This is a genomic window from Luteibacter sp. 1214 (assembly GCF_031455395.1).
Lineage (GTDB): Bacteria > Pseudomonadota > Gammaproteobacteria > Xanthomonadales > Rhodanobacteraceae > Luteibacter > Luteibacter mycovicinus.
In genome coordinates this window covers 1080003-1106255 of sequence record NZ_JAVDSQ010000001.1, presented here as the reverse complement: position 1 = coordinate 1106255, position 26253 = coordinate 1080003, and the positions used below count along the sequence as shown (strand labels likewise).

22 protein-coding genes and 4 tRNA genes are annotated in these 26253 nt (G+C 64.0%); 17 read left to right on the top strand and 9 right to left on the bottom strand.

Features of this window, described 5'->3' with window-relative positions; translation table 11 throughout:
- Window positions 1-48 precede the first annotated feature (48 nt).
- On the bottom strand, window positions 49-1143 hold the full coding sequence (mnmA, locus tag J2X57_RS04635; RefSeq protein ID WP_309864312.1) for a tRNA 2-thiouridine(34) synthase MnmA: 1095 nt from the start codon (window positions 1141-1143) through the stop codon (window positions 49-51).
- Window positions 1140-1628, bottom strand: coding sequence for an NUDIX hydrolase (locus J2X57_RS04630; RefSeq protein ID WP_309864402.1), 489 nt, complete (start codon window positions 1626-1628; stop codon window positions 1140-1142). The genes mnmA and J2X57_RS04630 overlap by 4 nt, the downstream gene beginning before the upstream one ends.
- A gap of 124 nt (window positions 1629-1752) precedes the next feature.
- On the opposite strand from J2X57_RS04630, the gene clpS reads away from it, so the two are divergent.
- The 3 genes from clpS (at window position 1753) to J2X57_RS04615 (ending at window position 5139) form a co-directional block, all read left to right on the top strand.
- Window positions 1753-2085 carry an ATP-dependent Clp protease adapter ClpS gene (gene clpS / locus J2X57_RS04625; protein WP_036114597.1) on the top strand — a complete coding sequence of 111 codons (333 nt, stop codon included), beginning with the start codon at window positions 1753-1755 and terminating at the stop codon, window positions 2083-2085.
- Window positions 2086-2165: 80 nt separating this feature from the next.
- A complete protein-coding gene (gene clpA, locus J2X57_RS04620; protein WP_036114594.1) occupies window positions 2166-4433 on the top strand; it encodes an ATP-dependent Clp protease ATP-binding subunit ClpA in 2268 nt (755 codons plus the stop codon).
- A gap of 106 nt (window positions 4434-4539) precedes the next feature.
- On the top strand, window positions 4540-5139 hold the full coding sequence (locus J2X57_RS04615; protein WP_036114591.1) for an ATP-dependent Clp protease proteolytic subunit: 600 nt from the start codon (window positions 4540-4542) through the stop codon (window positions 5137-5139).
- Between the two features lie 86 nt (window positions 5140-5225).
- Here J2X57_RS04615 and infA read toward each other — a convergent pair whose 3' ends face one another.
- Together infA and J2X57_RS04605 are read right to left on the bottom strand one after the other, a co-directional pair.
- Window positions 5226-5444 (bottom strand): translation initiation factor IF-1, encoded by a 219-nt coding sequence (infA, locus tag J2X57_RS04610; protein WP_019466733.1) that lies wholly within the window; start codon window positions 5442-5444, stop codon window positions 5226-5228.
- Between the two features lie 88 nt (window positions 5445-5532).
- Window positions 5533-5808 carry a polyhydroxyalkanoic acid system family protein gene (locus J2X57_RS04605; protein ID WP_036114590.1) on the bottom strand — a complete coding sequence of 92 codons (276 nt, stop codon included), beginning with the start codon at window positions 5806-5808 and terminating at the stop codon, window positions 5533-5535.
- 126 nt (window positions 5809-5934) lie between these two features.
- On the opposite strand from J2X57_RS04605, the gene J2X57_RS04600 reads away from it, so the two are divergent.
- Complete coding sequence (locus J2X57_RS04600; RefSeq protein ID WP_036114587.1) at window positions 5935-6708, top strand: FHA domain-containing protein; 774 nt, start codon at window positions 5935-5937, stop codon at window positions 6706-6708.
- On the opposite strand, the gene J2X57_RS04595 is transcribed toward J2X57_RS04600, so the two are convergent.
- A complete protein-coding gene (locus J2X57_RS04595; protein ID WP_309864257.1) occupies window positions 6698-12952 on the bottom strand; it encodes a neuraminidase-like domain-containing protein in 6255 nt (2084 codons plus the stop codon). The genes J2X57_RS04600 and J2X57_RS04595 overlap by 11 nt on opposite strands.
- 167 nt (window positions 12953-13119) lie before the next feature.
- Here J2X57_RS04595 and serC point away from each other — a divergent pair, with 167 nt between their 5' ends.
- The 10 genes from serC (at window position 13120) to J2X57_RS04545 (ending at window position 21810) form a co-directional block, all read left to right on the top strand.
- Complete coding sequence (gene serC, locus J2X57_RS04590) at window positions 13120-14205, top strand: 3-phosphoserine/phosphohydroxythreonine transaminase (protein WP_309864399.1); 1086 nt, start codon at window positions 13120-13122, stop codon at window positions 14203-14205.
- A gap of 80 nt (window positions 14206-14285) precedes the next feature.
- A complete protein-coding gene (pheA, locus tag J2X57_RS04585) occupies window positions 14286-15386 on the top strand; it encodes a prephenate dehydratase (RefSeq protein ID WP_309864255.1) in 1101 nt (366 codons plus the stop codon).
- A complete protein-coding gene (gene hisC / locus J2X57_RS04580; protein ID WP_309864253.1) occupies window positions 15383-16495 on the top strand; it encodes a histidinol-phosphate transaminase in 1113 nt (370 codons plus the stop codon). Before pheA ends, hisC begins: the two co-directional genes overlap by 4 nt.
- Entirely contained in the window at window positions 16492-17796 is a 1305-nt protein-coding gene (gene aroA / locus J2X57_RS04575) for a 3-phosphoshikimate 1-carboxyvinyltransferase (RefSeq protein ID WP_309864250.1), read from the top strand. The genes hisC and aroA overlap by 4 nt, the downstream gene beginning before the upstream one ends.
- A 56-nt stretch (window positions 17797-17852) precedes the next feature.
- Window positions 17853-18638: a 3-deoxy-manno-octulosonate cytidylyltransferase gene (gene kdsB, locus J2X57_RS04570; RefSeq protein ID WP_309864247.1), complete on the top strand. Its 786-nt coding sequence runs from the start codon at window positions 17853-17855 to the stop codon at window positions 18636-18638.
- Between the two features lie 279 nt (window positions 18639-18917).
- A complete protein-coding gene (gene uvrC, locus J2X57_RS04565) occupies window positions 18918-20741 on the top strand; it encodes an excinuclease ABC subunit UvrC (protein ID WP_036117967.1) in 1824 nt (607 codons plus the stop codon).
- A 49-nt stretch (window positions 20742-20790) separates the two neighbouring features.
- On the top strand, window positions 20791-21405 hold the full coding sequence (pgsA, locus tag J2X57_RS04560; protein ID WP_036114575.1) for a CDP-diacylglycerol--glycerol-3-phosphate 3-phosphatidyltransferase: 615 nt from the start codon (window positions 20791-20793) through the stop codon (window positions 21403-21405).
- A 38-nt stretch (window positions 21406-21443) separates the two neighbouring features.
- A tRNA-Gly gene (locus J2X57_RS04555) sits at window positions 21444-21519 on the top strand.
- A 78-nt stretch (window positions 21520-21597) separates the two neighbouring features.
- Window positions 21598-21671, top strand: a tRNA-Cys gene (locus J2X57_RS04550).
- Between the two features lie 52 nt (window positions 21672-21723).
- A tRNA-Leu gene (locus J2X57_RS04545) sits at window positions 21724-21810 on the top strand.
- A gap of 57 nt (window positions 21811-21867) precedes the next feature.
- On the opposite strand, the gene J2X57_RS04540 is transcribed toward J2X57_RS04545, so the two are convergent.
- Entirely contained in the window at window positions 21868-22164 is a 297-nt protein-coding gene (locus J2X57_RS04540) for a hypothetical protein (RefSeq protein ID WP_036114428.1), read from the bottom strand.
- Between the two features lie 100 nt (window positions 22165-22264).
- Window positions 22265-22885 carry a hypothetical protein gene (locus J2X57_RS04535; protein WP_309864244.1) on the bottom strand — a complete coding sequence of 207 codons (621 nt, stop codon included), beginning with the start codon at window positions 22883-22885 and terminating at the stop codon, window positions 22265-22267.
- Between the two features lie 113 nt (window positions 22886-22998).
- Here J2X57_RS04535 and J2X57_RS04530 point away from each other — a divergent pair, with 113 nt between their 5' ends.
- Together J2X57_RS04530 and J2X57_RS04525 are read left to right on the top strand one after the other, a co-directional pair.
- Window positions 22999-23262, top strand: a complete 264-nt coding sequence (locus tag J2X57_RS04530) for a hypothetical protein (protein ID WP_309864240.1) — start codon at window positions 22999-23001, stop codon at window positions 23260-23262.
- A gap of 50 nt (window positions 23263-23312) precedes the next feature.
- Window positions 23313-23388 (top strand) — tRNA-Gly (locus tag J2X57_RS04525).
- A gap of 59 nt (window positions 23389-23447) precedes the next feature.
- On the opposite strand, the gene J2X57_RS04520 is transcribed toward J2X57_RS04525, so the two are convergent.
- Both J2X57_RS04520 and J2X57_RS04515 read right to left on the bottom strand, forming a co-directional pair.
- Window positions 23448-23798, bottom strand: a complete 351-nt coding sequence (locus J2X57_RS04520; RefSeq protein ID WP_036114420.1) for a hypothetical protein — start codon at window positions 23796-23798, stop codon at window positions 23448-23450.
- An 86-nt stretch (window positions 23799-23884) separates the two neighbouring features.
- Entirely contained in the window at window positions 23885-25462 is a 1578-nt protein-coding gene (locus J2X57_RS04515) for an MDR family MFS transporter (RefSeq protein WP_309864234.1), read from the bottom strand.
- A 119-nt stretch (window positions 25463-25581) separates the two neighbouring features.
- Here J2X57_RS04515 and J2X57_RS04510 point away from each other — a divergent pair, with 119 nt between their 5' ends.
- On the top strand, window positions 25582-26244 hold the full coding sequence (locus J2X57_RS04510; protein WP_309864231.1) for a TetR/AcrR family transcriptional regulator: 663 nt from the start codon (window positions 25582-25584) through the stop codon (window positions 26242-26244).
- The last annotated feature ends 9 nt before the right edge of the window (window positions 26245-26253 follow it).

Sequence of the window (26253 nt, the reverse complement as noted above, 5' to 3'; positions counted from 1 at the left end):
CACAAGGCGCGTTCCTACAGCGTAGAGGGGGCGTGTAGGGGCGCGGGGTCATGTCAGGCCGCCGTAGGTGGCGTCCGTGGCGGCGATCACCGCGCCGCCGAGGCAGGCCTCGCCGTCGTAGAGCACCACGGACTGACCGGGGGTGACGGCGCGCTGGGGCTCGTCGAACGACACATATAAGGTGTCGCCGCGGATCTCGACGGTGCAGGCCTGGTCGGCCTGCCGGTAGCGCGTCTTCGCCGTGCAGCGGAAGGCGGGGGCGGGCGGCTCGCCCGCCACCCACGTCAGATCGGTGGCCGTGAGCCGGGTGGACTGCAGCCAGCGGTTCTCGCCGCCCTGGGCGACGATCAGCGTGTTGGTCGCGACGTCCTTGCCGACCACGTACCAGGGCTCGTTGGGCGCGTCGGCGCGGCCGCCGATGCCGAGGCCGTTGCGCTGGCCCAGCGTGTAATACATCACGCCCTGATGCTCACCGATGACGCGCCCGTCGGGATCGACCATCGGACCCGGCCTGGCCGGCAGGTAGGCGGACAGGAAGGCGCGGAAGTCGCGCTCGCCGATGAAGCAGATGCCGGTGGAGTCTTTCTTCGCATGCGTGGGCAGCGCGGCTTCGCGTGCCATCTCGCGCACCAGCGGCTTCTCGATCTCGCCGACCGGGAACAGCGTGGCGGCGAGCTGCTTCTGCCCAAGCGCATGCAGGAAGTAGCTCTGGTCCTTGGCGGCGTCCACCGCGCGGAGCAACCGGTAGCGCCCTTCGTGAAAATCCACGCGCGCGTAGTGGCCCGTCGCGATCTTCTCCGCGCCCAGAGCCTGCGCGTGCTCGAGGAAGGTCTTGAACTTGATCTCGCGATTGCACAGCACGTCGGGGTTTGGCGTGCGGCCCGCCGCGTACTCGGCAAGGAAGTAGGCAAAGACGCCGTCCCAGTACTCGCCGGCGAAATTTCTTGCGTGAAACGGAATGCCCAGCCGGCCGCAGACGGCCACGGCATCCTTGCGGTCGTCGTCGGTGGTGCAGGGGCCGGAGCGGTCGTCCTCCTCCCAGTTCTGCATGAACATGCCTTCGACCTCGTGTCCGGCCTGCTGGAGCAGGAGGGCCGCGACGGACGAGTCCACGCCGCCGGAAACACCAAGGATCACCTTCACGCGGAGGGCTCGGGCAGGCGGCTGGTGACGGCGTCCAGCGGAAGGCGGCGTCCGTCCAGCCAGGCGTCGATGGTCTCGAGCACGAGCGGGCTGCGCAGGCGCGAGCCCAGCGCCTCGATCTCGTCGCGTCGCAGCCAGATCGCTCTGCGAATCCCCTCATCCAGGGGGCGATGCTCATCGTATGAGGTGACATGAGCCGCAAAACCGAAACGCAGCACTTGTTCGCCGTGCTCCGGGCTGGCCCACTGCCAGACGCCGAGGAAAGCGTCGAGCGCGATGGTGTGGCCGGTTTCTTCCAGGGTTTCGCGGATCGCCGCGGCCTGCAGGCTCTCGCCCGGATCCAGATGACCGGCCGGCTGGTTGTAAGCGACTTCGCCGAAGACGTCCTCTTCGACGATCAGGTAGCGATCGCCGCGCGCGACGACGCACGCCACCGTGGCACGGGGGCGCCAGACGTTTTCAGGCTGGTTGGAAGTCGGCGGCATCGGCTGAAAGGTCGGGTGGGCTCTGGAAAAAGGCATATTGTGCCATCACCTGTGGAAATCGAGCCGGAGGACGACGGAATTCCGGTGTATATAATCGAATCGCGTACCGACAGGTTGTCAATTAATGTCCCAGGAACACGAACACGATCAGGAAAGCGATCGCGGCCACGGGCTGGCGATCGAGACCGTTCGTCCGGAAACGGCAAAGCCACCGCTCTTCCAGGTGGTTTTGCTGAATGACGATTTCACCCCCATGGATTTCGTGATCGAGGTTTTACGTACGTTTTTCGGCATGGATCAGGAGCGGGCGGTCCAGGTGATGCTCCATGTGCACACGCGAGGGAAGGGCGTGTGCGGTGTGTTCACTCGCGAGGTGGCAGAAACCAAGGTGACTCAGGTCAACGAGTACTCACGGTCGAATCAGCACCCGCTCTTGTGCACTATGGAAAAAATGTAGGCGCTCCCCCATCTGGTGTTCATGCGGCAATGAAACATGGGGCTGGTCCCCGCCGCCCACAGCTATCGGAGACGGTCCGTATGTTCAGCAAGGATCTCGAAGTCACCATCGGGCACTGCTACAAGCAGGCCCGTGAGCAGCGCCACGAATTCATGACCGTCGAGCACCTGCTCCTCGCGCTCACTGAAAACACCTCAGCCCTGGCCGCCCTGCGCGCCTGCGGCGTCGATCTTCCGCGACTTTCGGCCGATCTTCAGCGAATCATCGCTGAAACGGTGCCGGTATTGCCGGCCGGTGACGAGCGTGACACGCAGCCCACGCTGGGTTTCCAGCGCGTGCTCCAGCGCGCCGTCTACCACGTGCAGTCGTCGGGCCGTAAGGAAGTCACCGGTGCCAACGTGCTGGTCGCTATCTTCGGCGAAAAGGACTCCCACGCCGTGTACTTCCTGCATCAGCAGGAAATCACCCGGCTGGACGTGGTCAATTACATCTCGCACGGCATCGCCAAGATTGGCGACGAGTCGGCAGCGGCCGCTCAGAACCCGGAGCGTGACGGCGAGGAAGGCGGCGAAGGCAAGGGCAACCCCCTGAGCGAATACGCCGCCAACCTCAACGAACTGGCGATCCAGGGCAAGATCGACCCCCTGATCGGCCGCCAGGACGAGGTCGAGCGCACGATCCAGGTGCTCTGCCGCCGTCGCAAGAACAACCCGCTCTACGTTGGCGAAGCCGGCGTGGGCAAGACCGCTCTCGCCGAAGGTCTGGCCAAGCGCATCGTCGAGGGCCAGGTGCCGGAAGTGCTGGAAGACTGCACGATCTGGTCGCTGGACCTGGGCGCCCTCGTTGCCGGCACCAAGTATCGCGGCGATTTCGAAAAGCGGCTGAAAGCGGTCATCGGTCAGCTGAAGAAGCAGCCCAACGCGATCCTCTTCATCGACGAGATCCACACCATCATCGGTGCGGGCTCGGCCTCGGGCGGCACGATGGATGCCTCGAACCTGATCAAGCCGATGCTTGCCTCCGGCGAGCTGCGCTGCATCGGCTCGACGACGTTCCAGGAATTCCGGGGCGTGTTCGAGAAGGACCGTGCACTTGCTCGTCGCTTCCAGAAGATCGACGTGGTCGAGCCCACCGTGGCCGACTCCATCGAGATTCTGAAGGGCCTGAAGACCCGCTTCGAAGAGCATCACTCGGTGGAGTACACCGGTGAAGCCCTGCGCGCGGCCGTGGACCTCTCGGTCAAGCACATCCCGGATCGCCTGCTGCCGGACAAGGCCATCGACATCATCGATGAAGCCGGCGCCCGCCAGCGGCTGCTCCCGGAAGACGAGCGCACGGGCAAGGTCGACGTGCCGGAAATCGAATACATCGTGGCCAAGATGGCGCGCATCCCGGCCAAGCAGGTCTCGGCCTCGGATCGTGACGTGCTGCGCAATCTCGAGCGCAACCTGAAAATGGTCGTGTTCGGGCAGGACGGTGCGATCGAAGCGCTGTCCTCGTCGATCAAGATGGCGCGTTCCGGCCTGGGCGATCCGTCCAAGCCGATCGGCAGCTTCCTGCTCGCCGGCCCCACGGGTGTCGGTAAGACGGAGGTGACCAAGCAGCTCGCCATGCAGCTGGGCATCGAGATGGTGCGCTTCGACATGTCCGAGTACATGGAGGCGCATTCGGTCTCGCGCCTGGTCGGTGCGCCTCCGGGATACGTCGGCTTCGACCAGGGCGGTCTGCTCACCGAGCAGATCACCAAGCATCCGCACTGCGTGCTGCTGCTGGACGAAATCGAGAAGGCCCACCCGGACGTCTACAACATCCTGCTCCAGGTCATGGATCGCGGTGTACTGACGGATACGAACGGTCGAGAGGCGAACTTCAAGAACGTGGTGATCGTCATGACCACGAACGCGGGTGCGCAGCTGGCTTCGCGCCGCGGTATCGGCTTCGTGAAGCAGAACCACGCGACCGACGCCATGGAGACCATCCGTCGGATGTTCACGCCCGAATTCCGCAACCGTCTCGATGCGGTCATCCAGTTCAACGCACTGGACTTCGACCATATCCTGCGCGTGGTGGACAAGTTCCTGATCGAGCTCGAGGCCCAGCTGACCGAGAAGAAGGTGAGCGTGGACGTAACGCCGGAGGCCCGTCGCTGGCTGGCGGAACACGGCTTCGATCCGCAGATGGGTGCCCGCCCGATGGCTCGCGTGATCCAGGACAAGGTGAAGCGTGCGCTGGCCGACGAGTTGCTGTTCGGCAAGCTCGCCGATGGCGGCAAGGTGACGCTGTCGGTGGACGGCGACGAGCTTCACGTGGAAACTGAGTCGGCTGAGCCGGCGGCCCTGACGGCTTGAGTTGGAATGATGGTTTGAAAGACATGCTGGCTTGAGAGAAAGGGCGGCCTGCGGGCCGCCCTTTTTTGCCGCCAGAAGTAAATACTGCCCCATGGAGATAACGCACATGTTCAGCAACGAAACCGAGCCCAAGCCGACCGCCGGTCAGGGCCAGGGCAGCACGTTCCTCGAAGAGAAAGCGTTCCGCGCGCGTACCGTGCTGGTGTTCGGCACGATCACCGACTCGGTCGCCGCCGATACCGTCCGTCGCCTGCTGGCGCTGGATGCCGAATCCGACGCCCCGATCGACATGATCGTGTCCTCGCCGGGTGGTCACCTGGAGTCGGGCGATGTGATCCACGACGTGGTCCGCTTCATCACGGCGCCGGTCAACATGATCGGCACCGGCTGGGTCGGCAGCGCCGCCACGCATCTGTACCTCGGTGCGCCGCGCGAGCGTCGTGTCTGCCTGCCGCAGACGCGCTTCCTCATCCATCAGCCCAGCGGCGGCGCGGGTGGTCAGGCCAGCGACATCGCGATTCAGGCCAAGGAGATCATGAAGGCGCGCGAGCGCATCGCTGGCGTCATCTCCCGTGAGAGCGGCCAGCCGATCGAGCGCGTGCGCGAAGACATCGAGCGCGATCTCTGGATGTCGGCCGAAGACGCGGTGAAGTATGGCCTGGTCTCGCGCATCGTCGAGCATCGCAAAGACGTGCGCCGCGACTGATTCCCTCAGGAATCGCGACAACAAAAAAGCCGCGGCGAAAGCTGCGGCTTTTTTTCGGCACCTACCAGGTGCAGCGCGAGACGCGCTTACTTCATACGGTAGGTGATACGACCCTTGGTCAGGTCGTAGGGGGTCATCTCGACCTTCACCTTGTCGCCGGTGAGGATGCGGATGTAATGCTTGCGCATACGGCCGGAGATATGGGCAGTAATGACATGCCCGTTCTCGAGCTGCACGCGGAACATGGTGTTGGGCAGGGTCTCCTGGACCGTGCCTTCCATTTCGATGACGTCGTCTTTTGCCATGTGTTCCGGGTCGATGAACGGCCGGAATGGCCGCATAAGTCCCTTAGTATGCCATGGCCGCCCGCCCGAGTCACCCCACGGGGCGGTCTCAGGCGAAGTGCTCGTCCAGCTTCCTGCGGATTTCTTCCTCGATGGTGCCCTTGAGCGGCGAGAGCAACATGCCCAGCTCGGCGGTCACGTGCACGTCGGTATCCGAGACGGCGATGGCGCCCTTAACGCCGGACCGGGCGAAGCTCATGGTGTCGCCGTTCCAGCTGCCTTCGGTGCCGAACTTCTCGCTCATGCGGGCGGCCACTTTCTCGACCACGGCGCGCGCCTCGGCCACGGTCCTGCCGTGCGGGCGGCGGATGTCGATCTTCGCCATGGGAGTCTCCTGTGCGTGGAAAGCGACGGAGTCTAGCAGGACCGGCATCACGCTACGTCGACACCTTTAAGTTCAAACAGATACCGCACTCTGCTAAAGTCGCTTCGTCAACGTCCCGGTTCCTCCATGCGCATCGAATTCGTCAGCTCGGCTCGCGGTGATTTCCACTGGTCACGGCCCGTGCTCACGATCGGCCGTGGTGAGGACAACGACTTGGTCGTGTCCGAAACCCAGGTGGCCGCGCGTCACGTCACCATCCATCGCGACCGCCGCGGCCTCGTCCTCGAGGTGGCCCCGGAGACGGGCCGTGTCTACGTCAATGCCCGTCCTGTGCGCGAGCGTGCGCTGCTGCGTCCGGGCGACAGCCTGTCGCTTGGCGACTGCCGCATGTTGTTGCGCGACGATGCCGACCTCGATGCCCGCGAGACGGTCGAGCCCACCGAAGCCCGCTGCACCGTCGCCTTGCGCCCGGTGGCTGGGCCGCTGTCCGGCCGCGTCATCGCCGTGGGCGACCGGCTCGAGCTCGGTGCCACCCATGGCGCGCTGCCGCTCGAGCTGCCCGGCAACGATGCCGCCTTGCTCGTACTCGCCTGGGAAGGCGGTGAACTCATCCTCGACGGGTCCCGTGTGCCTGCGAGGCATGCGGTCAGGGTCAATGGCGTCAAGCTCGTCCGCGCCGTGCTGCAGCCAGGCGACCAGATCGGCCTGGCCGCACACCGCTTCGTCGTCGATGGCCCCGGCTGGTCGGCAGAGCCTGTCGTCGTCATGCCGGAGCCGGAGGTCGAAGCCGACGCGGCGAACGACGAATCCGGCGGCGCCCGCGGCGACGTCTGGTGGCTGATCGTCACCGCCGCGCTGCTCGCGCTCGGCATCGCGCTGGTGCTCTTCGTCAAGCTCTGACCCGTCGTGTCGTAGCGTCCTCCTGGATCGTGTACCTCACATGCAGGATGGCGTCGGTGATACTCAGCAGCATCTCCCGTTGCGGCCGGTCGGCAGGGTCGGGGAAACTCAGGCGGATCTCGCCTGGGTCGTCGACCGGGATGCCTTCGAACGGAAGGTAGCGCGCATCGTTGAAATCGAGGACAAATTGCCCGCTGTCGGCCAGCCCCCGCGAGATAGCCACCGCCTGGCATCCACGCGGCATGTCGCCGGCATAAGCGCCGTCATAGCCGAGTAGTGCGCGGATATCTTCGTAGGGGCCAAGGAGGGCGGGCAGGGTCAGTGCCATCGACTTGATCCGTCGTGCGTTGCCCAGGTTCATCGAGGCCGGGTAATCCGTCGCGATGCCCGCATCCTTGAGCGAGAATGAGATATCGAGTCCCTGCTTGCCGTACTCCACCTTGAGCGCTCCACTGTCGCGAATGCTCATGCCCTCGCCCGCGTCTGCCCCCATGACCTCTGCGATCAGGTCGGCCAGTGGCTGGTCGGCGAGCGCCGCCAGCGATACCGTCCGTTCCACTTCCAGTGGGCGGATGTTCTGCTGCTGGAATGCCTGTTCCATACGTTGCAGACCAAGCAGCAATCCCTCTCCAGCCAGCAGGCCCTGATGCAGGTCATCCCAGACCCCGGGAAGAATGAACCCCTCCGGCTGCCTCGTTTCATAGGCGTAGGCACTTTGCGCCTCACCACACAGACCAAGTGCAATGTCGTACAACTGGTAATACAGCGTGCTGGCGCGGCTCGCCTGCCAGCCGAACAGCTCCTGCGAACTGAAACGGGTGGCGAGCAGGTCGCGCGTTGCCCTGGCATGCTCGTATTGCAGGTCGAGCAGTTCGCTCGCATCGATGGCTTGTCGCTGTTCGCTGGCGTTGATTTCCAACTGGATATCGATTTGTTCGATGTCGCCTTCGGCCAGTGTCTTTTGCGTGTTCCATTCGTCGCGGCGTACGGCGTAGGCCGCTTTCTGTTCAAGGCCGGCTGCGACCGATTCCATGCCGGCCGCTTCGAGCTGCATGCCCTGGACGACGGCGTTGCCGACCGCCGACCATTTGATGCCGCCGACACCGAAAGACATTCCCCCGATGTAGAAATTGGGCGCGGTGTCCAGGAATGCCGCAGCGGCGCCAGCGCCGGCCGTCAGATGGTAGAGCGGGGGCAATGCGTAACGAATGATCTGCGCCGCCGTCTCCTCGGACAGAAGGTTGCGATCGATCAGGGACTGGTAGTGGTCCCGTCGCTGTTCGGCGCGAGCCCGGCTCTGTTTCAGCCCTCGCTCGGTCGTTTGCAGTTGCCGCTGACGATCGAGGTAGTCGTCTTTGATCAGCGCCTGGATAGCGACGGCTTGATCCTCGCGCAACGCGCCCATGGCATCGCCGTCTTTTCGTTCCATCAGTGACTGCAAGGTCATGCCGAATTGCATGACCTCGCGAACGATCGAGCGCGCGCGTTCGAGCGCATAAAGGAAGCGGTAGACAGGCATGGCCGGCACTGGTCCACCGAGGTTTCGGCCATTCGCACCGGCCGCCAGGCGCCGTTGCTGCAGCTCGCGTGGCGACACGGGCGTCTCATAGAGAGGCAGAACCAGTGGCCGGCCATCGAGCGACAGACCGGCACGCAAATAACGCAGGCGCATCGCGATTCGTGGCCACCACTGCAAGGTGTCGTCGTCCAGGGGTGAGAGAAACACGCCGTCGATGAGATCGATCTGGCCACGAGGGCCCGGGTCGGCAGGCAGTTCCTCGCCGGGTTCGACCGTGCCCTCGAGAACATCCAGCGCGCCGAGGGTCGATGTGGCAGCTCTCGAGAGCGTGGGGTTGGGCCATAGCGATCCGGGCACTTCGTGAAAGTACGGCTGCTCACCCAGCAGTTGCGACGCCTGCACGTACCACATCTTCGCTTCGGTCAGCGTGTCGCGCGTCTGTTGCCGGTAGGCGCGATCGCCGCGGTCGAGGTAGAGCTTCAGCCAGCGCTGGAAGATGGCTAGCTTGTAGTGCATGGGGTCGAGCATCGCGATGATGTCGGGGTCGTCGGTGCTGGCCTGGCCTGTCGAATCCCACGCTATGTCGTCTTGGAGGGGGAGCGTATTCCAGTACAAGGGCTTGCCGGTCCGATCTGCCAGCGCCATTCCTTTCGCATCGACATACCCGGAGGGTGCGAACAGGCGTTCCAGCCAGACGGTCGCTTCGTCAAAATGTTGCTCTTCGATGAGGCGGCTCGCAATAAGTAGTGGACCATGTAGGAACAGCTCCCACAGGTACAAGCCAGGCCCTCCCTTCCAGGCAGTTTGCCAAGCCGGCATCGCATTTTGGGTTTGGTAAGCGAGGAAATGATCTGGCCCGGATCGAAGCGCTTTGTGCAAGTACGTGGGAAGTCCGAAGTTGCACAGGGTGATAAGCAGGCCGGACGGGGGCCAAAGCGTCATGTAACCGTCGATCCTCGAGTGCTCGAAGTCGTCATGCCAGTTCGATACTTTTTCAGAAGAGATCTCGACATCGTGATTGCCACTCCCTGATGCGGGAAGTTCACGATATCGAAGCGGTCGACGCACGTACGTGAGGTGCGGATCGTTCATCTTGGTGAGGGTGAAGTTGTACGGTTGCGGCCACTCGTCGTCAGGTTTCTCCGTCATATCTGAGCGGATGACAGATATGTCCCAGCCATCAGAGGTGTGCAGGGCAGCGACTATCATTGAATCGTCCGCCGTCGTCGTCACGATCGTCGTGGGATAGAAGTCCCGAATGACGCCACGAAAAATGTCGTAGGTATGCGTGGTCCACGAACCGCCCGGTACGAGGCTCGCGATAGCGAGACTGATCTTGAAAAGTTCCGGGCTCGACCCGTCGTAGGAATCGTCCCTGCTTTCCCACCACGCCACACGCAGTCTGCCCTGGAAAAGAAAGACGCTCGGCGCCGCGGCGGCTTTTGTCGGTGCCGGGCTGGCGATTCTCTGCCAGTCGGACCATCGCCATGCCGTCGAGTAAGGAGCATCTCCACGCCGCCAGTAGTAGTTTATCGGGACGCTATTGTCATGACCAAGCAGGTAAATGGACGAATTAGCACCTTCTTCGGTTTCGTAGGCATCATCGATGCGGATATCGAGCCGCGACGTGACACCGCCGATGAACTGCTCAAAGGCGAGGTCGGCATGAGCGGCGGTGAGGCGCGCCGACGAGAGCGTCTGCTCAAGTTGTCTGAACGGCTCGCTCTTTATATAGCGAAGGGTCGGGTCGAGAAAGCTGGCGGGATAGCGGAGCAATCTTTGCAGGCCAGCCCACGTACCGTAGCGTTTGTGGTACGCATCCCAGTAAGCAAAATATCCTCCAGGCCGTTTCAGCTCGGCGAGTGCCGATGCGATCACGTCGGGTTCCATGCCCTCCCTGCAGCGATGCAAATAGAGCTGCACGCTGGCGATCGCTTCGGCCAGCCGGGAAGTGGTGGGCTTCGCGGTGACGAGCGGATCGAGCAGGAGATACTCGTAGAGGTCGTCCGGCGTGTTGATGCGGCCTTTCAATGTGCCCCAGTCGTTCAGTCGGATGTAGCAGGCGAGCCGCGCATCGCGCAGACGCTCGGCGCAGGCCTCACTCACTCCGCGCTGCGCGGAGGCTGGCGCGTGGTTGAGGGCGGCACGCGCGATGGCCGCGTGCTGGCCGCGATCGGTGAAAGTCGGCTCGGCTGAGTCCATCAACGCGAACGTCGACTCGAAAACGGTGAGTTGCGGATGGTCGATGCTCAGCAGGTCGCACTGAGCCAGTCGCGCCTGAATTCGACGTATATGGGACACGGTGCTTATTTTCGATTCGAGTTCGCCGGTGAAAATATGTTGCGTATCGTCGACGGGCCACGCGTTCAGGATGGCGAACTCGGTGACGTCATATTCGCCTTTCTTCGCCTGTACCGCCTCGACGAGCTTCAGTCTGGCCTGGCTGATATCCCCTTTGATGCCGTCTCGCCATGCTGCGTACCAAGCCAGGTGAAAAAGCGTGGGCAGGCTCAGTGCGGGTGTCTTTCCCTTGTAAACCGGTGATCTATATCCGTTCGGTGCGATGATGAGGCGTATGTCCTGTTCCTCGAAGCCATAGCGGCAGCAGACTTCGGCGAACTGGGTGAGCACGCGCACGTACTGGATGAGCTTTGGAGGCAGGTCGTCGCGGCCCAGCGGATGCTTGGTCTGCGGGTTGGCGAATGCGTCTTTCCAGAACGTCGCGGAACCGTATCCCTCCAGGTCCGGATCCGCTTCCACGATCACTTCGTCGACCCAGGAGAGCATGGCTGCTGCCGCTTCGGCCTTCATGCCGAAATGCGTGGCGACGTGTCGGGACAGTTGCGAGATCATCCTGGCCTGCGTTAGCGCGTCACTCAAACCGTGCCCTTCCGCGTCGGTTCCCTCCTGCGCACTCTGATGCAGATTGGCGACAAACTTCAGGATGTTGTCGTCGACGGTCGTCGCGTGCGTCCGCGCCGTCAGGCGGACGAGAGTGTCCACGTCCATTTTTTGTTCGCGAAGCCAGCAGGCGACGGTGTACGTGCATTTGAGGATGCGAATGGATCGTTCCGCGAGATTGGATGCGCGTCTTTCGAAGAGCTGCTGAACGAGAGTCGTTTCCATCTGCTCCCACAACGCCAAGGTTTCACCCATGGTCAGGCCGACGAGCCTGGCAATAAGGGAGGCGCGGTAGAGACCACTGAGCAGGTGCACATTGACTTCGACCTGTCTGGTCGTCGCAAAGCCCTCTCGTATGCAACGTTCGACCTGGTCCGGGAGCATGCCCAGTGCCTCGCAAATGCACTTCATGGGACTGTTCTCTGCCAAGCCGGCACTTGCCAGGAAATCGTACTTCTTGCCGAGCATGGGAAGAATGGCAGGCGAATAGACGGTGCACAGGAACGACGCTTCTCTCGGACGACCGTAACTGTTCAGGTCGCCGACGAGTCCGGCGAATGCGTTCGCGGAAAGGCCGTGGAGATCGCGAATCTGGCTGAAGGCCGTATAGAGCCTTGCATGTGCACGGAGGTCGGTGACGTCATAATCGATTTGTCGACCTATCCAGTCGATGTCTTCGAAGGAGATGCCGAGAGATCGCTGGATTGCGATCGACCATAGCATGCGGTCCCAGTTGCCACTGCCTCCGTTGACGATCTTGCCAGGGTCGCCGGGTTTGTCATGCACGATTTCGAACGCGGCGTGCGGGAGGGGGTTGTTGCCATCGTGGATGAAATAGGCGCCGTAGGTTTTCGGGTTCGTGCGCAACCCGTCGGGTCCGAACGCTGGCTCGACTGCCAGGAGATCGTGCACTTGCCCGACAGATAACCCGGTCTGTCGCGTCAGGTCGGTCACCCTATCGGGAGTCGGCGTCCGCCAGGGCGTCGCGCCCTTGGCCAAGGTTGCCATACGCGCGGGGGCCCAGCGCAGCGTCGCCCGGCAAAGTTCCGGCGTTACGCGCCAGGGCGCACTGTCGTTGTAAGACACCGCCGGTTCAAATGCGTCGGCAACATCATCGAACAAAGCATCCAGTATGGATGCCTCCGTGGTTCCGAGGGCTCGGATCCACTCATCGACGAGATCGGCGTCGGCATCGTACGGAAGCTCGAAGGGCGGGGACTTTTCTTCCTTGAGATTCCATTTGGCGTCGACGGCGGTAGCGAGGATCTCATTGACCAGGGTCAGGTTGGGTACCTCGTCATCCATATTGGCCTGGCTGAGTACGAACGTCGCCAGATCCGGTCGGCGTTTGTCGATGTGAAACACGCTGCTCACAAGGTGCAGCCTTTTCGCCTGCCGATAGAGGTCGACGAGGTAACTCGCAGGCGAGAACAGGCTGGCCACCGAGTCCGTGGCGGCGTAATTCCCGGCGCGTGCGAACCAGTCGTCGTATTGCGTGCCATCGCCGATGGTGGCGACGGTTCGCTGTCTCGCGTCCCCCGCGTCCAGCTTGCGGAGGGCGCGAGTGGTCGGGGACTGGCGGCCAATGAGTCGGTTGTGCCATTGGGCCAGCGATGAGGCGCGGCTCAGTGCGGCGTCGTAGAGCGCATCGGCGTCGGTCGGGGTGTCGGCGTCCGCTGGCGTGTCGATCGCTCGGGCGCGTTCGAGAAAGGCTTGCCGTCCCCGGCGGACGACGTCCAGGCAGGAGGTGAATCCGAGGCGGCTAAGGCCCGAGGCCAGTTCACTCGCGGCGATCCCGGTGCTCGGGATGGCATGGGTCGGCATGGTCGCTTCCTTGCGTCGAGGGCGGCATCCTTTGCCGCTTACGGTCTGGATTAAAGTCCTTCAAGCATTCAGCCGTCGTGAAATTCGCTGGTGTCCTGAAGCAAAGTCAGGCGCGATCGAGGGCACTTTTCGGCATAATCGATTCCTCCCTTATGAGTGGACTGACAATGTCGCGAGCGTGGAATTTCAGTGCCGGTCCGGCAGCGCTTCCCGAAGCGGTGCTGCGACGGGCGCAAGCGGAGATGCTGGACTGGAACGGCTCCGGGGCATCGGTCATGGAGCTCTCGCATCGCGGCAAGGCCTTTATGACCCTCGCAGCGGAGGCCGAAGCGCGTCTTCGCCGTCTGATGAGCGTGCCGGCCGGGTACAAGGTGCTTTTCCTGCAGGGGGGCGCGACCCAGCATTTCGCGCAGATTCCGATGAACCTGGCACCCGTGGGCGCGTCGGCCGACTATGTCGTTACAGGGCACTGGGGCGAGAAGGCCGTACGTGAGGCGTCGCCGTACATCACGGCACGCGTGGCAGCGACGTCGGAATCGGCGAATTATCTTGCGCTGCCTGCACGTGACACGTGGGATCTCGATCCGGGAGCGGCCTACCTGCACTACACGCCAAACGAGACGATCCATGGGGTCGAATTTCATGACGTGCCGGATGCCGGTGGTGTTCCCTTGGTGGCGGACATGTCATCGAACATCCTCAGCGAGCCGGTGGACGTCTCGCGCTTTGGAATGATCTACGCTGGCGCGCAGAAAAACATCGGGCCGTCGGGGCTGGTGGTGATGATCGTGCGGGACGACCTGCTGGCACGCGCGGGCCGTCCGATGGCGAAGATTTTTCGCTACGCGGAGCATGCAGCGAACGACTCCATGCTCAACACGCCGAACACCTGGGGCTGGTATCTCGCCGGGCTCACGTTCGAATGGCTGGAAGAGCAGGGTGGTCTCGTCGCGATGGGCGAACGCAATGCGCGCAAGGCCTCGACGCTGTATGACGCGATCGATGGCTCGGACGGTTTTTATCGCAGCCCGGTCGAAGTGAGCGCTCGTTCGCGCATGAATGTGCCATTCACTCTTCACGACAGCGCACTGGATGCGGCTTTCCTCGCCGAATCCGAGGCAGCCGGCCTGCTGGCGCTCAAGGGCCACAAGGCAGTCGGTGGCATGCGTGCGTCGCTTTACAACGCGGTGCCGCAGGAGGCTGTCGACGTCCTCGTGAATTTCATGCGGGACTTTATGGCGCGGCACGGTTAAAGTCGGGAGTCACCGCACTGCAGCATGCTGTTTGCGGTGATAACCGTTTCATTTGCAACCACTTAGCCGCCTGGAAGTCCATGAGCAAGACCCCCACCGATAAGCAAGCCACGCTCATCGAAGCGCGTACGCGCATCGACAGCATCGACCAGCAACTGCAGTCGCTCATCAGCGAGCGCGCCCGTTGGGCACAGCAGGTCGGCCGGGCCAAAGGCCCGTTGAAGGCGGCGGTGGAGTATTACCGACCCGAACGGGAGGCCCAGGTCCTGCGCGGCGTGATCGATCGTAACGACGGCCCGCTGCCCAATGCCGAGCTGGTCCGTCTGTTCCGCGAGATCATGTCGTCCTGCCTCTCGCAGCAGCAGCCGCTGAAGATCGGCTTTCTCGGTCCCGAGGGCACCTTCAGCGAGCAGGCCGTGCGCAAGCATTTCGGTCACGCCGCCTACGGTCTGCCCCTGGGCAGCATCGAGGAAGTCTTTCAGGAAGTCGCCGCGCGCAATGCCGATTTCGGCGTCGTCCCGGTCGAAAATTCCGGCCAGGGCATGATTCAGATGACGCTGGACATGTTCCTCGTGTCCAAAGCCACCATCTGCGGCGAAGTGGAGCTGCGCGTCCACCAGAACCTGCTCTCGCTCACGGGCGAGCTCAAAGACGTCAAGCGCATCTACTCGCACCCGCAGTCGCTGCAGCAGTGCCAGGGCTGGTTGCGCGTCAACCTGCCCAACGCCGAGCGCATCGCGGTGTCGAGCAATGCGGAGGCTGCGCGCACGGCGAAGCTGTCGCCGGAGTCCGCGGCCATCGCTGGCGAGACGGCGGGGCGTGTGTACGGTCTGAAGACCGTGGCCGGCCCCATCGAGGACCGCTCGGACAACACGACGCGCTTTCTCGTCATCGGTCGTTCGATCTTCCCGCCGTCGGGTAACGATCGCACGTCGCTGCTGGTGTCCGTGCGTGACAAGCCAGGTGCGTTGTACGACGTCCTCAGCCCGCTGGCGCATCACGGCATCAGCATGAACCGCATCGAGTCGCGTCCGGCGCACACGGGCAAGTGGCAGTACGCGTTCTTCATCGACGTCTCCGGCCATGTCGAAGACGAGTCGATGAAGGCCGCCCTCGAGGAAATGAAGCCCGCGGCTGCCGACGTGCGCGTGCTCGGTTCCTACCCGGTCGCCTTGCCGTGACCGGCGTGTTCGACGCGGCGGCGCTCGCCAACCGGGCGACGTCGGCGCTGCGTGCCTACGATCCCGGTCATGACCTGCCCGCGCTGCGCCGTCGTTTCGGTGCGGTGATTTCCGAGCTCGGCTCCAACGAGAATCCACTCGGCCCGAGCCGCCTCGCCACGCAGGCGGCGACGCGCGTGCTCGAGGAGATGTGGCGCTATCCCGATCCCAGCGGCAAGTCGCTCAAAGAGCGTCTGTCGTCGGAACTGGGCGTCCCGCTGGCCGGCATCACCCTGGGCAACGGTTCGCATGAACTGCTGATGTTGCTGGCGCAGTGCTTCGCCGATGCGGATCACCCGGTGGTGTTCTCGCAGTATGGCTTCGCGGTGTTTCCCATCGCGGCGGCTGCCGCCGGTGCACCGGGTATCGCCGTGCCGGCGTTGCCGGCCGATCATCCGGAGGCGCCGTACGGTCATGACCTCGATGCCATCGCCGCGGCGGTCACGCCGACGACGCGGCTGATCTATCTGGCCAACCCGAACAACCCGACCGGCACCTGGTTCACCGACGCCGCGCTCGAAGCCTTTCTCGAGCGCGTGCCAGACGAAACGATCGTGGTGGTCGACGAGGCCTACCACGAGTACGTCGACGCGGCGGGCCTCAGCACGGCGCTGCACCTGCTGGGTCGCTTCCCCAATCTGGTCGTGACGCGCACCTTCTCCAAGGCGCATGGTCTGGCCGGGCTGCGTATCGGCTACATGTTGAGTCATCCGTCCGTGGCTGCGGTGTGCGAACGCCTGCGTGAGTCCTTCAACGTGAATGTCGTGGCGCTCGCCGCGGCCGAAGCGGCGCTGGGCGATCACGAGCATCGCGCCCGCGTGCGCGAGGTCAATCGTCGCGATCGCGCGTGGCTGACCGGGGAGCTCACGGCGCACGGCATGCGCGTGCTCCCATCGCAGACCAACTTCCTGCTCGTCGATCTCGGTCGCGACGCCGCCTCGTTCGAGGCGCACCTCTTCGAGCGCGCCGTCATCGTGCGCCCCATGGGGGGCTATCGCCTGCCCGACACGGTACGCATCAGCATCGGCAGTCGCGCTGAATTACAACGTCTTCTGGAGAACCTGCCATGAGCCGCATGGACTGGCAAAGCCGCGCAGGCACCGCCCTGCACGGCGACATCGTCGTACCCGGTGACAAATCCGTATCCCATCGCGCCTTGATGTTCGGCGCCCTGGCTGACGGTGTGACCCATATCCGCGGCTTTCTCGAAGGTGAGGACACCCGCGCCACGGCGGCGATCCTCGGCAAGCTCGGCGTGCGCTTCGAAACGCCGGCGCCGGGCGAGCGTGTCGTGCACGGCGTGGGACTGCACGGCCTGCGCGGCACGGCGGACCATCTGGACTGCGGTAACGCGGGCACGGGGATGCGTCTTCTTGCCGGCCTGCTTGCAGGTCAGGCGTTCGGCAGCACGCTGGTCGGTGATGAATCGCTGTCGCGCCGGCCGATGCGTCGCGTAACGGATCCGCTTGCTCTGATGGGCGCGACCATCGACACCGAGGACGGTAAGCCGCCGCTACGCATTCACGCCGGTGCGAAGCTCAGGGGCATCAGCTACCGGCCGCCCGTGGCGAGTGCCCAGATCAAGTCGGCGTTATTGCTGGCCGGCCTGTACGCTGAAGGCACGACGGAGGTCATCGAGCCGCATCCGACCCGCGACTACACCGAGAGCATGCTCAAGGCGTTCGGCTGGCCCATCGAGTATTCGCCGGGCAAGGCGAAACTGGAGGGGGGTCACCGCCTGACCGCGGTCGACGTGGACGTCCCGGCCGACTTCTCCTCGGCGGCGTTCTTCATCGTCGCCGCCTGCGTGGTGCCGGGTTCGCATGTACGGATCAAGGGTGTGGGCCTCAATCCACGTCGCACCGGTCTGCTGGCGGCGCTCGAACTCATGGGTGCGGACATCGCGGTCGAGAACGAGCGCAGCAGCGGCGGTGAAGACATCGGCGACCTCGTCGTGCGCTATCGGAAGCTTCACGGGGTGGCACTGCCCCTCGATATCGTGCCCGACATGATCGACGAGTTCCCGGCCTTGTTCGTCGCGGCGGCGGTCGCCGAGGGCATGACCACGATCCGTGGCGCGGCCGAACTCCGGGTCAAGGAGTCCGACCGCATCGCCAGCATGGCCAACGGCCTGAAGGCCTGTGGCGTGCTGATCGACGAACTGCCGGACGGCGCGATGATCCGTGGTGGCACGATCGGTGGCGGCAACGTCGACAGCCACGGCGACCACCGCATCGCGATGAGTTTCGCCATCGCCGGCCTCGTCGCTTCCGCGCCGATCTCGATCGGCGACTGTACGAATGTCGCCACGTCATTCCCGGGGTTCATGGAGCTGGCCAACGGTCTGGGCTTCAATCTCTCGGTTGTCTGATTCCGCCGTGCGGTCATAGGGGGTACGCTTCCGTCTCCCCGAGACCGGAAGCCCTCATGGCCGAGAAGATTCCCCCGTTCGTCGTCGTCGTACCCGCACGTTTCGGGTCGACCCGCCTGCCGGGCAAGCCCCTGCTGAAGATCGCCGGCGAGTCCATGATTCGTCGGGTGGCGGCGCGGGCAGGGCAGGCGGGTGCCGCCCAGGTCGTGGTGGCCACCGACGACGAGCGCGTGGCGAAGGAGCTGCGCGGCTGCGGCGACATCCTCGTCTGCATGACGCGCGAGGACCACGCGTCCGGCAGCGACCGCATCGCGGAGACGGTCAACCATTTCGGCTGGCCGGAAGGCACCATCGTGGTGAACCTGCAGGGCGACGAGCCGTTCGCGCCCGCCGCGGGTATCCGTGCCGTGGTGGCCACCCTGGCCGGGGACGACGCGCCGATGGCCACCCTGGCGACCCCGATCGAGCACGCCGAGGAATTCTTCGACCCGAACATCGTCAAGGTGGTCCGGTCCGGGAACGGCCGGGCGCTGTATTTCACCCGGGCGCCCGCGCCCTGGGCCCGGGACGAGTTCGCGAAGGACCGCGGCGTCCTGCCGCCTCATGTCCCGTTCCTGCGCCACATCGGGATCTACGCCTACCGTGCGGGCTTCCTGCGTCGTCTGGCGGCTCTGCCGCGTACGCCGCTGGAGCGGATCGAGTCCCTGGAGCAGCTGCGGGCGCTGGAGCACGGCTATGCCATCTCGGTCCGGCCGACGCCGGAGCCGTTCCCGCCGGGCATCGACACGACGGAGGATCTGGAGCGGGCCGAGCGCTGGGTGGCGGCGCAGCTGAAGGGCTGAGCCGGCGCGATTGACCCGCCGAGGCCTTGCTATTGCGTCGGAATCGATTCCGTCGCGCCGGCGTGTAAGGGATCGCTGACGCTGGGCTGAGGCGCTTGCCTAGGCCCGGCGTCGGCCTCCGCCGGGCGCGCGGCGTAGAGCGGCGACGTAACCTATCCCTGTCGCCAAGCTCTCCCCCTAAGGACGGCGACGCTCCCACGGAAGGTCCGGCGCCGGCATGATTCATCCCATGCCGGCGTTTTCGCGTCCGGCGTACACGGACGCGGTAAAATGACCGGTATGGAGCACACCGAGTCGCATCCGTTCGACGGCAAGGCCTTCGTTCGTCATCTCACCACCTCGCCTGGCGTCTACCGCTATTTCGACGCGGAGGACGAGCTGCTGTACGTGGGTAAGGCCGCCAACCTCAAGAAGCGGACCAGTAACTATTTCCTCAAGCCGCCGATGGATCCGCGCATCGCCTCGATGGTGTCGCAGATCGCGCGCGCGGAAGTGACGCTGACCCGCACCGCGGGTGAGGCGCTGCTGCTCGAATCGCAGCTGATCAAGTCGCTGAAACCGCGCTACAACATCGTCCTGCGCGACGATAAGAGCTATCCCTACATCTACCTGTCAAGCACCGACGAATACCCGCGTCTGGCTTTCCATCGGGGCGCGAAGACGGGCCCCGGCCGTTATTTCGGGCCGTACCCGAGCACGTTCGCCGTGCGTGAGAGCCTCGGCCTCATGCAGAAGCTGTTCAAGGTGCGCCAGTGCGAGGACAGCTATTTCAGGAATCGTTCCCGGCCCTGCCTGCAGCATCAGATCGGCCGCTGCAGCGCACCGTGTGTGCGCCTGATCGACGTGCCGGATTACGCGAATGACGTGCGCCACGCCGAGATGTTCCTCGAAGGGCGCAGCAGTGCGGTGATCGATGAACTGGCCGTGGCCATGGAAACCGCCAGTCAGTCGCTCAACTTCGAGCGCGCGGCGACGCTACGCGATCAGGTCGCCGCCCTCCGCCGGCTCCAGGCACAGCACTTCGTGCAAGGCGCGAGCGCCGATATGGATGTGATCGCCTGCAGCATGGAGGGCGGCATGGCCTGCGTCAGCGTGCTGTTCTTCCGTAATGGCGTCAGCCTGGGATCGCGCGATTTCTTCCCGCGACTGGGTACCGATGCGTCGCTGGGCGACGTCCTCGCGCAGTTCATCGCCCAGTACTACCTCGAGCGGCAGGTGCCGCGTGAGCTGATTCTCAGCGACACCGTCGAGGACATCGACGTGCTCGCGTCCGTCCTCTCCGAGCATGCGGGTTATACGGTTTCGCTGAAGCCGAGCGTGCGCGGTGAGCGTGCGCGCTTCCTGGAGATGGCCCAGCGTAACGCGGGCGCCGCGCTGACGTCGCGGCTCGCCAGTCGGCACACCCTGCTGGCGCGCTTCGACGATCTGCAGAAGGTGTTGGCACTGGACGTCATGCCGCGTCGCATCGAGTGCTTCGATATCAGCCATACGATGGGTGAGGCGACCGTGGCCTCGTGTGTGGTCTTCGGCCCCGAAGGTCCTGAAAAATCTCATTACCGTCGTTTCAATATCGCAGGCATCACCCCGGGCGACGATTACGCCGCCATGCACCAGGCGCTGACGCGCCGGTTCAAGAAAGTCGTCGAAGGCGGAGTCAGGCCTGACATCCTACTGATCGATGGTGGCACGGGGCAGGTGGCGCAGGCGGTGGACGTCCTTCGCGAGCTGGGCGTGGAAGGCATTCGCGTGGTCGGTGTGGCCAAGGGGCCGGGTCGCCGCGCGGGTGAAGAAACGCTGGTTCTCGCGGAAAGTGGGAAGACCCTGCATCCCGGCACATCGTCGCCCGCACTGCACCTGGTTGCCGCGGTTCGTGACGAAGCGCACCGTTTTGCGATCAGCGGGCATCGCCGTCGGCGTGAGGCGGCCCGCGAACGCAGTACGCTGGAAGACGTGGCCGGTGTCGGCGCACGTCGTCGCGCGGCGCTGCTGAAGGCTTTCGGCGGGCTCGCCGGCGTGGAAGCGGCAGGCGTCGAAGAACTGATGAGCGTAAAGGGCATTGATCGCGGGCTCGCCGAACGCATCTATGCCATGCTGCATCCCTGATCGAACGGAGGTGTCGGCTCGCACCGACCTCTCCCGTACTGGCTGACCTATGCGCATCAACCTCCCGACCTGGCTGACCCTCTTCCGCGTGCTGCTGTTGCCGGTGATGGTTGTCGTCTTCTACCTGCCGTTCCGCGGGGCGAGCCTGACCGCCGCGCTGGTTTTCGTCCTGGCCGGTTTCACCGACTGGCTCGACGGCTATCTGGCACGTCGCATGAATCTGACCTCGGCGTTCGGCGCCTTCCTCGACCCGGTCGCGGACAAGCTGATGGTGGCGGTGACGCTGTTCCTGCTGGTGCAGTCGCACCCCGGCGGCTGGCAGGGCATCCTGCTCGCGGTCACGGCGTCGGTGATCGTGGGGCGTGAGATCAGTGTCTCGGCCTTGCGCGAGTGGATGGCCGAGATCGGTGCGCGCTCACGGGTGAAGGTCGCCTTCCTGGGCAAGCTGAAGACCGCCATGCAGATGGTCGCCCTCGTCGTCCTGCTTCTGCAGCACGACGCCGAAACCCTGCGCCTGTACCACATCGGCGAGGCCCTCCTGGTCATCGCGGGCATCCTGACCATCTGGTCCGGTCTGGACTACCTGCGCGCCGCGTGGCCCGCGCTGCGGGGCGATGCGGAGGATGAGAACGAAAATGAAAAAAAACCCGTGCAAGGTGGTTGACACATTGCCGTCGTGATTTAGAATAGCTGGACAACGACGCGGGAATAGCTCAGTTGGTAGAGCACGACCTTGCCAAGGTCGGGGTCGCGAGTTCGAGTCTCGTTTCCCGCTCCAAAGATTTTACGAAGCCTCGGTCACCCGAGGTTTTGTTTTTTAAGCGCCACGCGATACTCTTCGCGCTGCGCAAGCGATGGCCGGGTGGCAGAGTGGTCATGCAGCGGACTGCAAATCCGCGTACGCCGGTTCGATTCCGACCTCGGCCTCCATCGCATTCCAGGGCGCATCCGTTAACGCGGTTGCGCCTTTTTTCTTTGTGACGCCCGGATGGCGAAATCGGTAGACGCAAGGGACTTAAAATCCCTCATCCGCAAGGGTATGTCGGTTCGAGTCCGACTCCGGGCACCAGGGATACCGACGGCTTTCGTGCGTCGCAACGACGTCAGTGCATCCGACTCGTAAACGTCACGGCAGGCGCCTGGCGGATTGCCTTTCGACCAGAGCGCCGATCTGCTCCGCGATATTGAGAATGCCGTAGCCGAAGCCGGCTTCCGGCGTAGTGCCCACCGCGCCCAGACTTCGGTGTGCCGTGGCCGCCGCCGACGCAAGCGCGTCGTAACCCGCTGTCATGGCCTTCTCGGTAATCATCTGAGCGCGAAAGCGCGCCTCGTCGTAGTCGCCAGCCAGGGCCGCCTTGTTCAGGGCTAGTGCGTCGTTCGCCAGGTCCGCGAGGGTGAGCACTTTTTCGTCTGATAGTCGCATATCGAACGCATTGTGCCGACCCGAAATTGCGCTGTGAAGCTCGCCAGTAGTGGCATCGGTTCGTTTGTGCGACCACGTCACGCTATCAGCGGTCGGCGCTTCAAAGCGTGCACCCCATCGCCTCATAAGCCTGCGCCAACCGTCGATCCAGTCCGTAGCCGGCCGTCTGCCGCTTCATCTGGATCTGGCTGCATGTCAGGAAGTCGCCGATACGTTCGATGGACTTCCGGATGCTGGATGGGGGCGCAAGATCGACGCCGCGTACTTTCGAGCCGTTCGCATAGCCGGGCAAGGTGGCCGCATGTTTCGTGCTGTCGGAAGACAAGGCATGCGTGATGTCCGGATCGCCATAAGGCTGACTGCCCGTGCTTGTACCCGACCGCGCGTCCGCTTCCATCTCGCGCTCCCCAGGCAGGTCGGTTTCGGCAGAAGGGACTGGCGCGTCTTCGCGGTTCACGTGCACCGCGGGCGCGTGGCGCGACATGCGCTTGACGGGTAGCGGGGCGGCGATATGCATGCTCGGCGGAGGGACGGGAAGGTCCCGCCGAAGGTCCAGCGACGCGTGCAGGACCGAAGACGATTTGTCTTCCGTGACCGCATTCGATTCGATGCGCTCAGCACGATATGCAATCAGGCAGAGCAGCAGCATGAGGTGTCCGGCGAATACCAGGCCCAGGCTGATTCCGTTCCTGAAAACGCGACGCCATTCGATCGGCTTCACCTGATGCTCCCTTGCCATGCATGAGTTCTCGACCGGGAGCGCGCAGGAAAGTTCGGCATGTCACATACGCATAACTCGCCATGTGCGACACGTAGGAATTCCGGAGGTAGCCCATGCCCGGTTCCAACCGTACCGCGCAGAAAGGACCGGTGACGGAACACGTCAAACCGCTACGTGTCTACGTCTTCTACCCTTCGATCAATCACCGCTCGTGGTGGGTCTTGCTCCCGGGCTCCGCGAAACAAGTGTTCGGCTCCGAAGGCGCGGCGGTCGATTTCGCGTTCACGCGTGCTCGCGAGCTGAGCGGTCATGGCCGCCCCGTCGAAGTGCTGCAGGAGAAGATTTCCGGATCGTGGATGTCCGTCCGCGTCTCCTGATAGAAGGGCTTGCAATGCCCTGGCATCTTCAATAGAATTGCCGGCTCGATGCGGGAATAGCTCAGTTGGTAGAGCACGACCTTGCCAAGGTCGGGGTCGCGAGTTCGAGTCTCGTTTCCCGCTCCAGATTTTTAAAGCCCCGGTGAAAACCGGGGCTTTTTTTGTGTCCGATCCGGAAGGCGGAGCTAGTCCTCGGCCACGACCCACAGGGCCGGCATGTGCAGTTCCGTGCAGCCATGCCGGCAGGCGAAGGTGCTGTGGTCCCCGACGAGGAATACGTGCTTGCCACCCGCAAGGGTCAGGTCGACGGTGCCGGACACCCCCGTGGGCCCATGCGTGGTCGTTCGGCTGATCGCCGTGACGGCTTCCGCAAACGACTTCGGTCCCCACTGCCAGGTGACGGTTCCGCGTTTCCCGGACAACGTGATGTCCGCCGGATCGGCGCCCTTGCCGGCAAGATGGAGGTCGTTGCTCCCGCAGCCGGCGAGCAGTAGCAGAGAAAGCAGGGCGATGCCCGGTGCGCTATGGCGTTTCACATGATGTCCAGCCGGAGGGTCGCCTGATGTAACGGCCGAGCGGCCACGCGCTTGATGGGCCACGCCGAATGTGCGCACGCTGATGTTCAGGCTTCCGCTTCTGCCACCCGTTCCTCGGCGGCGACCGGCTTGCCCGTCACGACCGGCGCAGCCGGGTGGGAGGCGCGACGCAGCGGCATGTCCTTCATCCACCAGGCGAAGAAGAACGCGACCGCGATGACGCACGCGCCCACGTCGTACACGGTATGCAGCGACGCGCCGAACGCCTCGAGATAGCGGGCGTGGACGTCCGGCGGCAATGCGTTGACGGCGTCCGGGCGCAGCGAGTGCGGCGCGGGCACGCCGGCCGGCATCATGTCGGCCAGCCGCGACTGCAACCCGTTACTGAACACCGCGCCGAACACGGACACGCCGACAGAGCCGCCGATCGACCGAAACAGCGTGACGCCGGACGTCGCCACGCCCATGTGCTTCATGTCGACGCTGTTCTGCGTGGCGAGGATGAGGACCTGGAGGACCATGCCGAGGCCCAGACCGAGCAGGCCGGCGTAGGCATAGAGCAGGGCGATGGGGCTGTCGTTGTGCAGGGTGCCTAGCAGGGTCAGTGCGACCGTGGCGATGAAGGTGCCGACGATCGGGAAGATCCGGTAGCGGCCGATACGACTGATCACCCGCCCGCTGACGATGGAGCTGACCAGCACGCCGCCCATCAGCGGAAGCAGCTGCATGCCCGCGCCGGTGGGTGAGACCCCCTTCACGACCTGCAGGTACAGCGGCATGAAGGTGGTCGACCCGAACAGGGCGGCACCCACGAAGAGAGCGATGATGCAGCTGAGCAGGAACGTGCGGTGACGGAACAGGCCGAGCGGGATGATCGGTTCGCTGGCGATCGACTCCTCGTAGATGAAGCCGATGACGCCGACGACGGCAAAGGTGAGGATGAACCACAGTTCCGCCGCGTTCCAGGGCAGGATCGTGCCGCCCTCCGTGGTGAACAGGATCAGACAGCTCAATGCGAGGGTGAGCCAGCCGGCGCCCCAGTAGTCGATGGTGTGCTTTACGTGTCGAACGTGCGGATGAAACGCCGCGGCGATCACCGCAACGGCGATCAGGCCCAGCGGCAGGTTCACGTAGAAGATCCAGCGCCACGAAAGGTGGTCGACCATGAAGCCGCCGACCAGAGGCCCGAGCACGGTGGCCAGCCCGTATACGCCACCGAAGAGGCCCTGGTACTTGCCGCGCTCGGCCGGTGGGATGACATCGCCGATCGACGCCATGGCGACCACCAGCAATCCGCCACCGCCGAGGCCCTGCAGAGCGCGCATGGCGATCAGCTGATCCATATTCTGGGCGAGCCCGCACAGTACCGAGCCCAGCAGGAAGAGGGCGATGGCTGTCTGCAGGACGATCTTGCGCCCGAACAGGTCGCCGAATTTACCGTAGAGCGGGACCACGACGGTCGAACTCAGCAGATAAGCGGTGACCACCCAGGACAGCTGGTTGAAACCGCCCAGTTCCGTGACGATGGTCGGTAGCGCCGTCGATACGATGGTCTGGTCCAGCGCCGCCAGCAGCATGACCAGCATCAGGGCGGGGAACAGGACGCGCAGGGACGGCGATGAAGTGGGTGAGCTGGCCGTTTCCGGAGGGGAGGAGGCGGTCACGAGGCGTCCAATGAATTTAATTAATGGGTAAGTTAATATAAATGCGACACCGTGGCCGGTCAATCGGTCCGGCGGTCGTGGTATTCAGGTCGTCGTCTTCGACGCTGTCAGGAGTTTGCTTGGTTACTTCCGCTCCCCGCCGTGGCCGTCGGCCCGGCCGGCCACCCCTACAGCCCGATGGACCCGATCAGCGTCAGCGTCTGGTCGACATCGCGCTGGAGCTGATCGCCCGTAAGGGTTACGCAGAAACCACGTTGGCCGGCATCGCACGGGCGGCGGGCATGACCTCGGCCGCGGTGCATTACTACTTCAAGACCCGTGAGCAGTTGTTCGACGTCCTGTTCGACGAGCGCATCGCTCCGATGCGGAAGCGACTCGAAGGCATTTTCCTCGACAACGCGGAGGATCCGGTCGCCGCATTCAGTGAACTAGCCCGGCGCTTCGTCACGATCGCCGGCGACTCGCCGTGGATGGGCCCCGTGTTTTTCGGCGAGATGCTGAGCGACAACGATCTGTTCAAGCAACACATGCAGAAACGTCTGGGCGACTCGCGCCAGATCGTCGTGATCGACACGATTCGACGCTGGCAGGAAGAGGGCCGTCTGAGCAAGGGGCTCGATCCGGCGTTGCTGATGACCACGGTGCTGAGCCTGACCGTGCTGCCGATGTCCGCGATTCGCAAATGGAAAGACGATCCGCTGCGCGGGCACATCGACGCCGAGGTCATTACCCGTCATGCGATCGCCGTATTGTCAGCTGGCATCGCCACGCCGCCAAGCTGAATGCAGAGG

Bases quoted from the DNA above. Each gene is read 5' to 3' on its own strand.
- clpA (WP_036114594.1), top strand. From the start codon at position 2,166: ATGTTCAGCAAGGATCTCGAAGTCACCATCGGGCACTGCTACAAGCAG.
- serC (WP_309864399.1), top strand. From the start codon at position 13,120: ATGTCGCGAGCGTGGAATTTCAGTGCCGGTCCGGCAGCGCTTCCCGAA.
- pheA (WP_309864255.1), top strand. From the start codon at position 14,286: ATGAGCAAGACCCCCACCGATAAGCAAGCCACGCTCATCGAAGCGCGT.
- aroA (WP_309864250.1), top strand. From the start codon at position 16,492: ATGAGCCGCATGGACTGGCAAAGCCGCGCAGGCACCGCCCTGCACGGC.
- J2X57_RS04595 (WP_309864257.1), bottom strand. From the start codon at position 12,952: ATGCCGACCCATGCCATCCCGAGCACCGGGATCGCCGCGAGTGAACTG.
- J2X57_RS04600 (WP_036114587.1), top strand. From the start codon at position 5,935: ATGCGCATCGAATTCGTCAGCTCGGCTCGCGGTGATTTCCACTGGTCA.
- pgsA (WP_036114575.1), top strand. From the start codon at position 20,791: ATGCGCATCAACCTCCCGACCTGGCTGACCCTCTTCCGCGTGCTGCTG.
- uvrC (WP_036117967.1), top strand. From the start codon at position 18,918: ATGGAGCACACCGAGTCGCATCCGTTCGACGGCAAGGCCTTCGTTCGT.
- J2X57_RS04540 (WP_036114428.1), bottom strand. From the start codon at position 22,164: ATGCGACTATCAGACGAAAAAGTGCTCACCCTCGCGGACCTGGCGAAC.
- clpS (WP_036114597.1), top strand. From the start codon at position 1,753: ATGTCCCAGGAACACGAACACGATCAGGAAAGCGATCGCGGCCACGGG.
- J2X57_RS04630 (WP_309864402.1), bottom strand. From the start codon at position 1,628: ATGCCGCCGACTTCCAACCAGCCTGAAAACGTCTGGCGCCCCCGTGCC.
- J2X57_RS04615 (WP_036114591.1), top strand. From the start codon at position 4,540: ATGTTCAGCAACGAAACCGAGCCCAAGCCGACCGCCGGTCAGGGCCAG.
- J2X57_RS04605 (WP_036114590.1), bottom strand. From the start codon at position 5,808: ATGGCGAAGATCGACATCCGCCGCCCGCACGGCAGGACCGTGGCCGAG.
- infA (WP_019466733.1), bottom strand. From the start codon at position 5,444: ATGGCAAAAGACGACGTCATCGAAATGGAAGGCACGGTCCAGGAGACC.
- J2X57_RS04530 (WP_309864240.1), top strand. From the start codon at position 22,999: ATGCCCGGTTCCAACCGTACCGCGCAGAAAGGACCGGTGACGGAACAC.
- kdsB (WP_309864247.1), top strand. From the start codon at position 17,853: ATGGCCGAGAAGATTCCCCCGTTCGTCGTCGTCGTACCCGCACGTTTC.